Annotated in this window: 11 protein-coding genes; 7 read left to right on the forward strand and 4 right to left on the reverse strand. The window is 62.2% G+C overall.

Going from position 1 to position 13,974, the window contains the following annotated elements; genetic code table 11:
• Positions 1-28 precede the first annotated feature (28 nt).
• From LT42_RS09545 to LT42_RS09555, 3 genes are all read left to right on the forward strand, one after another.
• Complete coding sequence (locus LT42_RS09545) at positions 29-973, forward strand: ABC transporter permease (protein ID WP_037011865.1); 945 nt, start codon at positions 29-31, stop codon at positions 971-973.
• A complete protein-coding gene (locus LT42_RS09550) occupies positions 973-1,854 on the forward strand; it encodes an ABC transporter permease (protein ID WP_037011867.1) in 882 nt (293 codons plus the stop codon). Before LT42_RS09545 ends, LT42_RS09550 begins: the two co-directional genes overlap by 1 nt.
• Before the next feature lie 70 nt (positions 1,855-1,924).
• On the forward strand, positions 1,925-3,520 hold the full coding sequence (locus tag LT42_RS09555; protein WP_037011868.1) for a gamma-glutamyltransferase family protein: 1,596 nt from the start codon (positions 1,925-1,927) through the stop codon (positions 3,518-3,520).
• Positions 3,521-3,878: 358 nt separating this feature from the next.
• Here LT42_RS09555 and LT42_RS09560 read toward each other — a convergent pair whose 3' ends face one another.
• The 3 genes from LT42_RS09560 to LT42_RS09570 all read right to left on the reverse strand — a co-directional run bounded on the left by LT42_RS09560 (position 3,879) and on the right by LT42_RS09570 (position 6,260).
• Positions 3,879-4,229, reverse strand: a complete 351-nt coding sequence (locus tag LT42_RS09560) for a DUF202 domain-containing protein (protein ID WP_052075209.1) — start codon at positions 4,227-4,229, stop codon at positions 3,879-3,881.
• A complete protein-coding gene (locus LT42_RS09565) occupies positions 4,226-4,654 on the reverse strand; it encodes a YidH family protein (protein ID WP_037011870.1) in 429 nt (142 codons plus the stop codon). Before LT42_RS09565 ends, LT42_RS09560 begins: the two co-directional genes overlap by 4 nt.
• 292 nt (positions 4,655-4,946) lie before the next feature.
• Positions 4,947-6,260 carry an L-fuconate dehydratase gene (locus LT42_RS09570; protein ID WP_037011871.1) on the reverse strand — a complete coding sequence of 438 codons (1,314 nt, stop codon included), beginning with the start codon at positions 6,258-6,260 and terminating at the stop codon, positions 4,947-4,949.
• A gap of 214 nt (positions 6,261-6,474) precedes the next feature.
• Here LT42_RS09570 and LT42_RS09575 point away from each other — a divergent pair, with 214 nt between their 5' ends.
• From LT42_RS09575 to LT42_RS09590, 4 genes are all read left to right on the forward strand, one after another.
• Positions 6,475-7,452: a LysR family transcriptional regulator gene (locus LT42_RS09575; RefSeq protein ID WP_052075210.1), complete on the forward strand. Its 978-nt coding sequence runs from the start codon at positions 6,475-6,477 to the stop codon at positions 7,450-7,452.
• A gap of 211 nt (positions 7,453-7,663) precedes the next feature.
• Positions 7,664-9,217 carry a UxaA family hydrolase gene (locus LT42_RS09580; RefSeq protein ID WP_037011874.1) on the forward strand — a complete coding sequence of 518 codons (1,554 nt, stop codon included), beginning with the start codon at positions 7,664-7,666 and terminating at the stop codon, positions 9,215-9,217.
• 595 nt (positions 9,218-9,812) lie between these two features.
• Positions 9,813-11,138, forward strand: coding sequence for an MFS transporter (locus LT42_RS09585; RefSeq protein ID WP_052075211.1), 1,326 nt, complete (start codon positions 9,813-9,815; stop codon positions 11,136-11,138).
• A gap of 295 nt (positions 11,139-11,433) precedes the next feature.
• A complete protein-coding gene (locus LT42_RS09590) occupies positions 11,434-12,999 on the forward strand; it encodes a sensor domain-containing diguanylate cyclase (protein ID WP_152597615.1) in 1,566 nt (521 codons plus the stop codon).
• Here the strand turns inward: LT42_RS09590 and LT42_RS09595 are convergent.
• Positions 12,977-13,759: a DeoR/GlpR family DNA-binding transcription regulator gene (locus tag LT42_RS09595; protein WP_037011877.1), complete on the reverse strand. Its 783-nt coding sequence runs from the start codon at positions 13,757-13,759 to the stop codon at positions 12,977-12,979. The two genes, LT42_RS09590 and LT42_RS09595, sit on opposite strands and share 23 nt — an antisense overlap.
• Positions 13,760-13,974 lie beyond the last annotated feature (215 nt).

Here is a 13,974-nt window from a genome sequence, read left to right on the forward strand (position 1 = left end):
ATAACCGCTTCGGCCGCGAGGACTCGTCATGCTGACATTCATCCTGCGACGCCTGCTCAGTGCCATTCCGACGCTGATTCTGGTTTCGCTGTTCGTCTTCACCCTGCAAAAGCTGTTGCCGGGTGACCCGGTGCAGGCCATGGCGGGCGAGGAGCGCGACCCTGCGGTCATGGAATACTTGCGCGAGAAATACCGGCTCAACGACCCGCTGCCGCTGCAATACGTGCACTGGGTCGGCAACGTCCTGCAAGGCGATTTCGGCACGTCATTGCGCACCGAGCAACCGGTGACCGTATTGTTGGCGTCGAAGCTGCCGGTGACCATCGAGCTGGCAGTGCTGGCGCTGATCATTGCGCTGGTGATCGGCATTCCAACCGGGGTGATTTCGGCGGTGCGCAAGGGCACGTCGGTGGACTACGCCGCCAACGTGTTCGCCCTGTCGGGGATCTCCATTCCGCACTTCTGGCTGGGCATTCTGCTGATCATGATCTTCGCCGTGAAACTGCAATGGCTTCCGGCCTCGGGCTTCGTGCCGCTGGGTGAAGACGTCGGGCAGAACCTGAAAACCCTGATCCTGCCGGCCTTTGTGCTGGGCGCCGGGTTGTCAGGCGTGCTGATGCGCCATACCCGCAGCGCGATGCTCGAAGTGCTGCGCGCCGATTACGTGCGCACTGCGCGGGCCAAGGGTCTGTTCCCGCGCACGGTGATTTTGAAGCACGCCCTGCGCAATGCGCTGATGCCCATCGTCACGCTGACCACGCTGCTGTTTGGCGAATTGCTCGGCGGTGCGGTGTTGACCGAGCAAGTGTTCAGCATTCCGGGCTTCGGCAAGATGATCGTTGATGCTGTGTTCAATCGCGATTACGCCGTGGTGCAAGGCGTGGTGCTGTGCGTGGCGATCGGTTTTCTGCTGCTCAATTTGCTGGCCGACGTGCTGTATCGCCTGATCAATCCGCGCCTGAGGACTGCCTGATGACTTCGCTGGCCCATCCTGTTGTGGCTCCAAAAGAGTCGCTTAAACCCCGCACGCGTTCGCCGTTCGTGAAGAAGTTTCTCGCCAACAAGGGCGCGGTGGTCGGCGCGGCCGTGCTGATCCTGTTCGTTCTTGCGGCGTTACTGGCGCCGTGGATCGCGCCCCATGACCCGCTCAAGGCCAACTTCCTCGCCGTGCGCAAGGCGCCTTCGCTGATCTACTGGCTAGGCACGGATGAGCTGGGCCGTGACCTGTTTTCGCGCCTGCTCTGGGGGGCGCGCAGTTCATTGCTGGCCGGCGGCGTTTCGGTAGCAATCGCCATGGTCATCGGCGTGCCGTTGGGCCTGTTGGCCGGGTACTTCGGTGGCAAGCTGGATGCGGTTATTTCTCGCATCATGGAAGCGCTGCTGTCATGTCCTTTTCTGGTGCTGGCCATTGCCTTGGGCGCGTTTCTCGGCCCGAGCCTGACCAACGCGATGATCGCCATCGGGCTGTCGGCGATGCCGATTTTCGCGCGACTGACCCGCGGCCAGGTGCTGGCGATCCGTCACGAAGATTACCTGGAAGGCGCCCGCGCCATCGGCCTGCCGGATCGCTGGATCATCCTGCGCTACGTCCTGCCCAACGTGTTGTCGCCGCTGGTGGTGCAAGCGACCCTGACCATCGCCTCGGCGATCCTGGCGGAAGCGAGCCTGTCGTTTCTCGGCCTGGGTCAGCAACCGCCCTCGCCGTCCTGGGGTTCGATGCTCAACACGGCGAAGAACTTCATGGAGCAGGCGCCGTGGATGTCCATCGCCCCAGGCGTGGCGATCTATATCACGGTGTTGTGCTTCAACCTGCTGGGTGACGGGCTGCGTGACGCCCTCGATCCGAAAAGCTGAAGGCTTCGATGCCCACCGGCTCGAAAGCTGCGCCCTTACTACCGATCAACTGCCAAGAAGAGACGACTGCATGTTCGATGATCTGGATTACAGCCAACCTTACGCGTCCGCCCGCTCGCCGGTAATGGGCAACAACATGGTCGCCTGCTCGCAACCGCTGGCCGCACAGGCAGGGCTGGACATGCTGCGTCAGGGCGGCAACGCCGTTGATGCCGCCATCGCCGCCGCCATGGTGCTGACCGTGGTCGAACCCACCGGTTGCGGCATCGGCAGCGATGCCTTTGCCATCGTTTGGGACGGCAAGACCCTGCAAGGCTTGAACGCATCCGGTCGTTCGCCCCAGGGCTGGACCCCCGAGTACTTCGCCGGTCAGCAGGAAATGCCCCAGCGCGGTTGGCCTTCGGTCACGGTGCCGGGCGCGGTATCGGCCTGGGTCGCGTTGTCCGAACGCTACGGCAAGCTGCCCTTCGCCACGCTTGCGGCCCCGGCGATTAGCTATGCGCGCGACGGTTATCAGGTCACGCCGATCATCGCCGAATTGTGGCGTCGGGGTGCGGCGTTGCTCAAGGATCAACCGGGTTTTGCCGAGTGCTTTTTGCAGGGCGGCAAGGCGCCGAAGGCTGGCGAAAAGGTCGCGCTCAGGGACCACGCGAAAACGCTGGAGCTGATTGCTCAAACCAAGGGTGAGGCGTTCTATCGCGGCGAGCTGGCGGAGGCGATGATCAACCACGCCAATGCCAATGGCAGCGTCATGAGCCTTGATGACCTGGCGAACCATCGCGTGGACTGGATCGACACCCTGTCGGTGCCGTACGCCGGCGCGATGGTCCACGAGCTGCCACCCAATGGCCAGGGCATCGCCACGCTCGCGGGGTTGGGCATGCTCGAAGCGCTGGGCGTTGGCGACCAGCCCGTGGACAGCGCTGAAACCGTGCACCCGGTGCTGGAGGCGATGAAGCTGGCGCTGGCCGACCTCAATCAGCACGTGACGGACAACGACCACATGCGCGTCGCCGCCGAGCACATGCTCGACCCGGCTTACCTGCGTGACCGCGCGGCGCTGGTCGGCGAGCAGGCGCAGGACCCACTGCACGGCGCGCCGAAGCCTGGCGGCACCGTGTATCTTTCGGCGGCTGACGAGAGCGGCATGATGGTCTCGTTTATCCAGTCGAACTACATGGGTTTCGGTTCCGGCGTAGTGGTGCCGGGCACGGGCATCAGCCTGCAGAATCGCGGCGCGGGTTTCACCCTGGACCCTGATCACGTCAACACCGTTGCGCCAGGCAAGCGGCCATTCCACACCATCATTCCGGGCTTTGTAATGAACGCCGACGGCACGCCGCTGATGTCGTTCGGCCTGATGGGCGGCCCGATGCAGGCGCAGGGGCATCTGCAGATGATGCTGCGCATTCTGCGTTATAAGCAGAACCCGCAGGCCGCCGCCGATGCGCCGCGGTGGCGGATCGAGTCCGGCCTGAAGGTCGCGGTGGAGCGGTCGTTTGATCCGCAGGTCATCGAAGCGCTGCGCGCCAAAGGCCATGACGTGGAAATCGAAGACCCGAGCGGTGTATTCGCCTTTGGTGGCGCGCAGATCATCCAGCGCACGGCCCATGGTTACGTCGGAGGAACAGACCCGAGGAAGGATGGGTTGGTTGCGGCTTATTGATCTGACAGCGATTCAGTGCGGGCGGCTTCCCGGCTGAAGCCGGTCCCACTCGATCCTACGGCTGACGCAAAACCTGTAACTCCGCCTTCGCGAGCAAGGTGGAGCGCCACCCCGGTCAATCCCACAGGGATCGTGTTTGCTGCGCGACAGCGCGGCGTCTGGACGATCGGAGTCTCCTACAGAATGGGTGCATGCCAGCTGACGGCAGCGTCAAGGCCAACGCAAAAACTGTAGGAGCGCGCTTGGTCTGGGCCGCATCCGGACGAAAGCGGTGTGTTAGCGACGTTTATTTCGGCTGACACACCCCGTTCGCCAGCAAGCCGGCTCCTACGGATCGGTGTATGCCTTACCGGCGAAGTCAGCCGGACACGACTGCAACAATCGCCACCACGCTCAACACGATTACCGTGCAACCCAGCGCCGCGACCTCGCGCAGCGGCGCGGGGATGCGCTCTTGGGTCATGCCTTTCGCGCTTTTGCGGTAGCGTGCGTTGAGGCCGATCTGGATCAGCATGGCTGCGACCAGCGAAACCATGATCGGCAGCAGCGCCATCAAGCCAAACGGCGGAATCCAGCGCAGGAACAGCAGGCACACGCCGATCAGCGTCAACAGCGTCCGGCGCCAGGCCAGCAAGGTGCGTTCGGGTTGCAGGCCGGGATCGTCGTGGCGCAACGGCCGTGACGACACGGGATGACCGCGACGAATCACGACGCGCCGTTGATCAGGAAGACAATCAGCCCCGCCGCCACCAAGGCTCCGCCCAACGACAGAATCGGCACCAGCACCGGCAAAGGCAGCGGTTTACGCTGACGCATCGCCCGCTCGACTTTCAGCCAGCGCAGGCAAGCACTGGCGCTGACCAGTAACGCCAGCACCAGCAGCGACAAGGCAACGCCTCGACGCAGGCCCGGGCTGAAGACATCGCTGGTGAAGGCTTCGACCGCGATGCCACCGGCCAGGAACGCCAGCGCCGTGCGGATCCAGGCGAGGAACGTGCGTTCGTTGGCAAGGGTGAAGCGTGGGTCAGGTTCGCAACCGCCGCCGAGCAGTGACGCCGACACCCGCCCTCGCTCGGGCGGCGTGACAGGTGCGCTGGCGGGAGGAGTGACGTTGCCGGGCTCGGGGGAATTCATGTCGCACCGTGGTCGGGTAGATGCGACGGATCATACCGGTCATGCGCAGGGAAGGCCCGCATTCGCAGCGACATGGAATTGTCTGTTGCCGCTGCACACGCCTCAACCGCAGAGAGGTGTCGCCGATATCTGTGGCGCTAACGCCCCTGCGGGAGTGAGCTTGCTCACGAAAGCGGCCTCCAGAAAATTCGGCGCAAGTGCCGGTCTCTTCGTGAGCAAGCTCACTGCCACATGATTGGTATCCACCCCACGAAAGCTGGCCGCCAGAGAGACCCAGGCCCTGGTGTCTGGATCAGCGGTTGTTTGCCAGCTCCACCCACACCGCGCCATCGGGAAACTGATACCGCTCCAGCGTATCCGCGTGCATCTCAATGCTGTAGCCCGGCCGTTGTGGCGGCATGTAGCGGCCACGACGGATAACCACCGGATCGAGGAAGTGCTCGTGCAGGTGATCGACGTATTCGAGCACGCGCTTGTCCAGCGAACGGGACACCGCGATGTAATCGAAGATCGAGATGTTCTGCACGTATTCACACAACCCCACGCCGCCGCCGTGCGGGCACACCGGGATGTCATATTTCGCCGCCATCAGCAGCACGATCAAGACTTCGTTGAGCCCACCCAGCCGTGCCGCGTCAAGCTGACAGAAGTCCAGCGCGCCGGCCTGGAACATCTGCTTGAACATCACCCGATTGTGGCAGTGTTCGCCGGTCGCCACACCGATGGGCGCGATGCGCTGGCGTATGGTCGCGTGACCCAGAATGTCATCGGGATGGGTCGGTTCCTCAATCCACCAAGGTTCAAACGCGGCCAACCGACGCATGTTGCTGATCGACTGATCGACGCTCCACACCTGATTGGCGTCCATCATCAGCGTGCGCTCCGGGCCGAGTTCGTCGCGCAATATCGCGGCGCGGCGCAAGTCTTCTTCGATATCGGTGCCGATCTTCTGCTTGATGTGGGTCCAGCCGTCAGCCACTGCCTCGCGGGCGAGACGGCGCATCTTCTCTTCCGAATAACCCAGCCAGCCGGGCGCCGTGGTGTAACCCGGATAGCCTTCCTCAAGCATCTGGGCCTCGCGCCCGGCCTTGCCTGGCAAGCGTCGGCGCAGCAAGGCGATGGCCTCTTCGGGGGTGATGGCGTCGGTGACGTAGCTGAAGTCCAGGCATTTGACCAATTGCTCGGGGCTCATGTCCGCCAGCAGTTTCCAGACCGGCTTGCCTTCGGCTTTGGCCCAGAGGTCCCAGACCGCATTGACCAGCGCCGCCGTGGCGAGATGAATCACGCCTTTTTCCGGGCCCAGCCAGCGCAACTGGCTGTCACCGGCGGTGATGCCGTGCCAGAACGCGCCCATGTCGGCAATGATCGATTCCAGGCTCAGCCCGACGACACATGGCGCGAGGGAGTGAATCGCGGCGGCGCAAATCTCGTTGCCGCGCCCGATGGTGAACGTCAGGCCATGGCCCTCAAGGCCTTCGGCAGAATCGGTGTGAAGCACAACGTAGGCCGCCGAATAATCCGGCGCGCTGTTCATCGCATCGGAGCCATCGAGGGACAAAGAGGTGGGGAAGCGGATGTCGCGTACGGAAATGGAGGTGATCTGCATGGTGGGCTCTTCTTGTTAGGGGTACTGACGCGGACGTGTGGGAGAGCGGTGGCTCGCGAGGAGGCTTGGATATCCTCCGAAGCGGTGGCGGCATAAATAACGCGTTCGCGGGAAAGCGCGCTCCTACAGCTGTGCGCCGTCTGAAGACTGACTGTAGGCCCCTGCGCGATACAGGCATAATCGCCAAATCCTAATCATCGATACCAAATCCGATATGTCAGACGCCCCCCCTGCCCTGCCACTGCCCGGCACGTTTCCCACGCTGAAAATCTCCAGCCGGCAGATTGCGCTGCTCAATGCGCTGGGCGAACTGGGCAACCTGCGCAAGGCGGCCAGCGCCATCCACACCACCCAACCGGCCGCCAGCCTGCTGCTGCAACAACTGGAGGAACGTCTCGGCGTGCAGCTGTTTGAGCGTTTGCCCCGTGGCATGCAGCCGACGGCGTTCGGTGAAGTCATGATTCGGTACGCCCGGGGCGCACTTCACGAGTTCGAATACGCCGAAGCGCAACTGGCCGAACTGGCGCGCGGAGCCACGGGGATGGTGCGCATCGGCACGGTCATGGGCCCGGTGCCGACACTGCTCACCCGAGGCGTGCTGGCGTTCAAGGCTGCGCACCCGAAAGTGCGCATCGCTCTGGACGTCGGCACCAGTGATGAGCTGCTGCCCGCGTTGATTCGCGGCGACTTCGATGTGGTACTGGGCAGGCTGCCCGATCAACTCGATGGCCAGGGCCTGGACATTCAGCTGTTTGAACAGGGCGAGCGTATGCGCATCATTGCCCGGCCTCAGCATCCCTTGGCTCAACTCGACACGCTGACGCGGGCGGGCCTGACGCTGGCAGCGCTGGCGCCGCTGACCTGGATCCTCCACCCCATCGGCAGCCCCATGCGGCGCCAGGTCGAACATGCGCTGCAGGCCGCGCAGCTTATCGAGCCGCTGGACATCATCGAGACCCGTTCGATTCTGGCCACCACGGCGATGCTGGAGTCATCGGACATGATCGCCGTGGTGCCCAACGACGTTGCCGAACACTACGCGCGCTATGGGATGATCGCCATTTTGCCGGTCGAACTGCCGCTGAGCATGGCTAATCTCGGGTTGCTGACGTCCAAAGCCAGGCCGCCGTCGGCCGCGTTGAAGGCCCTTCTGACGTTTCTTAAATCCTCAGATGATGCCGCAAATCGATAACCCTGAGTTATCACGCAATCGAAACCTTTCATTGGGAAATTGCAGGACGGCTTCATAGAGTGGCTGAAACAGGACAGGGCCGTCACCGACCCGCGGGCGCCACATGGCTCCCGCTCTCCGAATAACAATAAGTGGCCGGCAACGATGCCGCTTCCCGTACTGGAGGAGCGTCGCACTGTTGATGCAGGCCAAGACCGTCATGAGAGGCTGCATGGAACTCATCGCCAAAACGCCCGCGTTCGACAGCAGCGCGCTGTTTATCCGCCTCAACCCTCTCGATAACGTGCTGATCGCTCGGCAGGCGCTGAGTGAAGGCACGTACCTGGACGAGGAACATGTGACTGTTTCCCAGCCCGTTCCTTCCGGGCACAAGGTCGCGACGGTGCGTGTCGAGCAGGGCCAGCCGCTGCGGCGCTATGGTCAAATCATCGGCTTCGCCTCACAGCCCATCGATCCCGGCGAGCATGTGCATGTGCATAACGTCGAGATGGGCGATTTCTCCCGTGACTATGCCTACGGCGTAGACGCCCACGATACGCCGAAGACCGAGGCCTTTTTCCAGGGCATCGTGCGCGCCGACGGACGCGTTGCCACTCGCAATTACATCGGCATCCTGACCTCGGTTAACTGTTCGGCGACCGTCGCCAAGGCCATCGCCGACCGTTTTCGTCGCGATATTTTCCCCGAAGCTCTGGCCGCTTATCCCAATGTTGATGGCGTGGTCGCGCTGACTCACGGCTCCGGTTGCGCCATCGATTCCAAAGGCGAAGCCATCGACCTGTTGCGCCGGACCCTGGGTGGTTATGCCGTCCATCCCAATTTTGCCGCCGTGCTGGTGGTGGGGCTGGGCTGCGAGACCAATCAGATCCAGGACATGCTCGACAGCCAGGGGCTCAAAGCCAGCGATCAGTTGCGCGCGTTCACGATTCAGGGCACTGGCGGCACGTCGAAGACCATCGCCAGTGGCATCGAACAGGTGCAGTCGCTGCTGCCCCGAGCCAACCAGATCACCCGGGAGACGGTCAGTGCCCGACATCTGATCGTCGGCCTGCAATGTGGCGGCTCGGACGGCTATTCCGGGATCACGGCCAACCCGGCCTTGGGCAATGCGGTGGATCGGCTGGTCGCGGCGGGCGGCACGGCAATCCTGTCCGAGACGCCGGAAATTTACGGCGCAGAGCACTTGCTGACGCGTCGTGCCGCAAGCCAGGCCATCGGCGAAAAACTGGTGCAGCGGATTCACTGGTGGGAAGACTACTGCCAGCGCATGAACGCCGAGCTGAACAACAACCCTTCCGCTGGCAACAAGGCCGGCGGGCTGACGACCATTCTGGAAAAGTCCCTCGGCGCGGTGGCCAAGGCGGGCTCGACCAATCTCATGGGCGTTTATGAATACGCCGAAGCGGTGCGCGCCCAGGGGCTGGTGTTCATGGACACCCCTGGCTACGACCCGGTTTCAGCCACCGGCCAGGTGGCCGGTGGCGCCAATCTGATCGCGTTCACCACCGGGCGCGGTTCGGCCTATGGCTGCGCGCCGACGCCGTCGATCAAGCTGGCGACCAACAACCGCGTCTTCGAATTTCAGCAGGAGGACATGGACGTCAATTGCGGCGGGATCGCCGAGGGCACGACCACCATCGAGGAGCGTGGCGCCTACGTGTTCCAGATGATGCTGGATATCGCCTCCGGTGCCCGCAGCAAGAGCGAGCAGCACGGCTATGGCCAGAACGAATTCGTGCCCTGGCACATTGGCGCAGTGACCTAGCCGCGAGCAGCTGGCAGGACAGGCTTTAGCCTGGAGCACCAAGTGTGACCTGCGTTTGCTTGGTAGGACCGGCTTCAGCCGGGAGGCTTTGTCGTCACACCGCAACATGGAGGGTGCCCACACTGGCCCCTTCCCGGCTGAAGCCGGTCCTACACTCAGACGTGCGTTCGCCTTGTAGGACCTGCGTTTGCTTGGTAGGACCGGCTTTAGCCGGGAAGCTTTGTCGTCACACCGCAACATGGAGGGTGCCCACACTGGCCCCTTCCCGGCTGAAGCCGGTCCTACACTCAGACGTGCGTTCGCCTTGTAGGACCTGCGTTTGCTTGGTAGGACCGGCTTTAGCCGGGAAGCTTTGTCGTCACACCGCAACATGGAGGGTGCCCACACTGGCCCCTTCCCGGCTGAAGCCGGTCCTACACTCAGACGTGCGTTCGCCTTGTAGGACCTGCGTTTGCTTGGTAGGACCGGCTTTAGCCGGGAAGCTCTGTCGTCACACCGCAACATGGAAGGTGCCCAAACAGGCCCCTTCCCGGCGGAAGCCGGTCCCACCAGAACAATGAAGCCTCAAGCCCGACAACAATAAAAAAGGTGCGCAATGAAATCCCTCAAGACTTACCAGACGATCACCATCGTCTTCCTGATGCTGTTCGGGGTCGTCAATTACCTGGACCGCAGCGCGCTGTCCATCGCCAACACGACGATTCAGAAAGACATGCTCATCAGCCCTTCCGAGATGGGCATTCTGTTGTCGGCCTTCTCGCTCGCCTATGCGTTTGCGCAGTTGCCGATGGGAATGATCATCGACAAGCTGGGCAGCAAGATTGCCCTGGGCGGCGCGCTGATGGTGTGGTCCATCGCCCAAACTGCTTCGGGTTTCGTCAACAGCTTCAGCGGATTCTTCGCCCTGCGTGTATTGCTCGGTATCGGCGAGGCACCCATGTTCCCCTCCGCAGCGAAGACTCTCAATGAATGGTTCGAGGAACACGAGCGCGGCACGCCAACCGGGATCGTCTGGTCAGCAACGTGCATCGGGCCATGCCTGGCACCACCACTGCTGACACTGTTCATGGTCAACTTCAGCTGGCGAGGCATGTTCATCATCACCGGCGTACTCGGCATCGTGCTGTCGTTGTGCTGGCTGATGTTTTACAAAAGCCGTGCGCAATACCTCAAGGAGCTGGCAGCGCAGGGGCGCGAGCCAATTGTTCAGGCAGTTCAGGCCGATGCGGCCCCTAAAGCGTCGTTTTTTGCCGGCTGGCTGGACCTCTTCAAACACCGCAGCACCTGGGGCACGTTCCTGGGTTTCATGGGCGTGATCTACATGCTTTGGCTGCACCTGACCTGGCTACCCGGTTATTTTCAGCGCGAGCACGGCCTTGATCCCTATCAAACCGCCTGGGTGGTGTCGTTTGCCTATGTATTCGGTGCGATTGGCACCATCGCCGCAGGACGCATCTGTGATCGATTGGTGAAACGCGGCGTTGGTGTGCTCAACAGCCGCAAATACACTGTGATTGGCGGGCTGGTGTTTGCCGCCGTCTTCACTCTGCCGTTGACGTTTGTCACCGGCCTCAGTGTTTGCATCGCGCTGCTCTGCCTGGCGCTGTTCGGCATCAACCTGTCCAGCGCCACGGCGTGGATGGTGGTCAATACGGTGGTCGACACCAAGCGCGTGGCGTCGCTGGGGTCAATCCAGAACTTCGGCGGCTATATCGCCGGCTCCATCGCACCCATCGTCACCGGTTTCAGCGTGCAATATTCGGGGACGTTCGCCACGGCTTTCGCGGTCAGCGCCATCGTCGCGCTGCTTTCGGCCATCGCTTATTTCGTGCTGCTCAAAACGCCCATCCCGGAACACACCGGCACGGCGCAGAAAGCGTGGCAGGCGAATGATGGAGAGGTGCAGGGACGTCGGGTTTGAATGGCCGAGCAAGGCATGGCCGGTAGCTGCGTTCTACTTCGGACAATCAACCGGGGGGATCGACCGGGGCGAGGAACCACCTTGCGTGCTCCGCTCGCTGCTTAAGGACAGGCTTTACACACGCGGCGGGAATACCCCGCCGCTGATTTATAAGTCCGAAATTTCCCTTCAAAATCCCGCACTTGTCCTACGCTGTGAGTCAGACGGTTCGCTGTTGCGATGCTGCGTGTCCGAACGGGTGGTTTGTTCGTCACAGGGGCGGGTCTGAAATCGTGGCAGTCAGTGAGGGTGGCGTTTGAGACAGGTAGAAGAGTCAGAACTGGGCATCAGAAGCCGTCGACTCAAGCGCATGCCCGTGCTGTGGCTGGCAGGACTGTTCACCTTGCTGGTGTGCGTTTCCATCACCAGCATTACCGTCTGGCAACTGCGTCAGACGCGCATTCACGAGCTGGACATTGCCAACACCAACGTCGCCAACCTTTCACGCTCAATGGCGCAGCATGCCGACGACGCTTTCGATCAGGCGCACATCGCGGTGTCTGCAGTGGTCGAGCGGCTTTCGTACGACGGCTTCGGTGCAGCGAGCAGTTCACGCATGCACGACTACCTGCGGGCCACCGCCGCCAGCGTCGAGCAACTTCAGGGTTTGTTCATTTACGACAAGGACGGTTACTGGGCCGGCACCTCGTTGAGCCAGGTACCGGCCAACGCCAACAACGCCGACCGTGAGTACTTCCGCTTCCATCAGACCATGGCCAGCACCTTGCCCCATGTCGGTCCAGCCATCCGCAGCCGTTCCACCGGCGACTGGATCATTCCAGTGTCCCGCCGAGTGGACGATTCAGCAGGCAACTTCGCCGGCGTGGTACTGGCCACCATCGAATTGAACTACTTCGAGCGGTTTTTCGAGCGCTTCGATATTGGCAAGCACGGCGTCATCACCTTGGCCATGGCTGACGGCACCGTGCTCGCCCGACGCCCGATGCTGGAAAACGTGCGTGGCACGTCCATCGGTGAGGGTGAGTTGTTCCGTCTGCATGTGAAAGAACACTATGAAGGCACGGCGAATGTCGTGTCGATGCTCGACCAAGAGCAACGTCTTTATGGCTACAAGAAACTGGACCGTTACCCAATGGTGCTGCTGGCGGGCCTCTCCCAGCGCGAAGTGCTCGACGAGTGGCGGCAGTATGCCTGGCGTTCGCTGGCAATCATCATCTGCGTGGTGGTCGCCAACCTGTTGTTCGGCGTGCTGCTGTTCCAGCAGATCCGTTTTGGGCTCAATGCCGAATCACAACTGCGCATTGCCAGTCATTCGCTGGAAAAACTCGCGTTGCAGGACAGCCTGACCGGGCTGGCCAATCGTCGGCATTTTCAGGAAATCCTCGGGCTGGAATTTCACAACGGGCAGTCAAACCTGCATCCGTTGAGCCTGATCATGATCGACATCGATCTTTTCAAGAGCTACAACGACACGTACGGACACGTGGCTGGCGACAAATGCATTATCGCGGTGGCCGAATGCGTTCGCAGCACACTCAACCGCAGCGGCGACCTGGCCGTGCGTTACGGTGGCGAAGAGATGGCGGTGTTTCTGCCTTACAGCGAGGTGCAGGGCGCGGTGAGTCTGGCGGAAAAGATTCGACTGGCCGTGCTGAGCCGGGCGCTCGAGCACCAGGGCAACCCCATCGGCATTGTCAGCATCAGCCTGGGGGTCTACGGTTGCCAGGCGCGGGAATGTCAGACGCCGGAAGACTTCGTCAAGCGAGCGGATGCCGCGCTGTATGCGGCCAAGCATCAGGGCCGCAATCGAACCGTGGCTTGGCAGGAAACCACAATGCTCAGCGCGCTGCCTGCGCCATAACGATGTGCGCCACCTTGCCGCGAAACAGCTCCAGGCGGTCAGCGGGGGCCTCGTGTTCGACCACCAACGCGCCCACCTCTGCGCATTCGGCCACCTGATAATGGGCGATGCTGGAGAGTTTTTCGTTGATCACCGCCACCGCCACCTGACCGCTGCGCGCCACAACGGCGCGTTTGAACTCGGCGACGTCCATGTCGAACGCGGTGACGCCTTTGAGCGCATCCAGCGCGCACGCGCCCAAAAAGCACAGATCGAAGTTGAAGTGAGCAAGTTGCTGGATCGTTGTGAAGCCGTAAGTGCTCCCGGCCACGGGGCTCAGACGACCGCCGAGCAGGATCACCTCCACCGACGGCAGCTTCATCAACTCCACTGCGATCAGCGGCGCGTTGGTCGTGACGGTCAACGCCATGCCAGGATCGAGGGCTTTGGCAATGGCCAGGTTGGTCGAGCCACCATCGATAAACACATGCTGCCCGGCACTGATCAAACGTGCCGCGGCAATACCCAGTTGACGCTTGCGACCGGGCTGGTGCTCGACACGGTCGGCCAGCGGCCCATCGGACGCCAGCGAGATCGCACCGCCGTACACGCGCTTGCACAACCCGGCGGCAGCCATCGCACCCAGATCACGGCGAATGGAGTGCTCGGACACGTTGAATTCGGCCGCAAGGTCCGCCGCAATCACCCGACCGTGAACGGCCAGACGCTCGGTGATCAAACGCTGGCGCTCGCCGGGAAACGCTTCGGGATTGGCTGACATGGGGCCTCTGTGCGAGCTGTATCAATCGGAAACGAGCAGAATCATGCGGCGCTGCTCAGCGCATTGTCAAACCTGGATCAGGCGTGTCCAGAACGAAAAACGGGCGATCCAAGCCGAACTGTAGGAGCGCGCTTGCCCGCGAAGGCGGTGTGTCAGGCAACCGACAAGGACCAGCAAAAAATGCATTCGCGGGCAAGCGCGCTCCTACAAGTTGC

It is taken from the genome of Pseudomonas lutea (assembly GCF_000759445.1).
GTDB classification, from domain to species: Bacteria; Pseudomonadota; Gammaproteobacteria; order Pseudomonadales; family Pseudomonadaceae; genus Aquipseudomonas; species Aquipseudomonas lutea.

Bases quoted from the DNA above. Each gene is read 5' to 3' on its own strand.
- LT42_RS09545 (WP_037011865.1), top strand. From the start codon at position 29: ATGCTGACATTCATCCTGCGACGCCTGCTCAGTGCCATTCCGACGCTG.
- LT42_RS09550 (WP_037011867.1), top strand. From the start codon at position 973: ATGACTTCGCTGGCCCATCCTGTTGTGGCTCCAAAAGAGTCGCTTAAA.
- LT42_RS09555 (WP_037011868.1), top strand. From the start codon at position 1,925: ATGTTCGATGATCTGGATTACAGCCAACCTTACGCGTCCGCCCGCTCG.
- LT42_RS09565 (WP_037011870.1), bottom strand. From the start codon at position 4,654: ATGAATTCCCCCGAGCCCGGCAACGTCACTCCTCCCGCCAGCGCACCT.
- LT42_RS09570 (WP_037011871.1), bottom strand. From the start codon at position 6,260: ATGCAGATCACCTCCATTTCCGTACGCGACATCCGCTTCCCCACCTCT.
- LT42_RS09575 (WP_052075210.1), top strand. From the start codon at position 6,475: ATGTCAGACGCCCCCCCTGCCCTGCCACTGCCCGGCACGTTTCCCACG.
- LT42_RS09580 (WP_037011874.1), top strand. From the start codon at position 7,664: ATGGAACTCATCGCCAAAACGCCCGCGTTCGACAGCAGCGCGCTGTTT.
- LT42_RS09585 (WP_052075211.1), top strand. From the start codon at position 9,813: ATGAAATCCCTCAAGACTTACCAGACGATCACCATCGTCTTCCTGATG.
- LT42_RS09595 (WP_037011877.1), bottom strand. From the start codon at position 13,759: ATGTCAGCCAATCCCGAAGCGTTTCCCGGCGAGCGCCAGCGTTTGATC.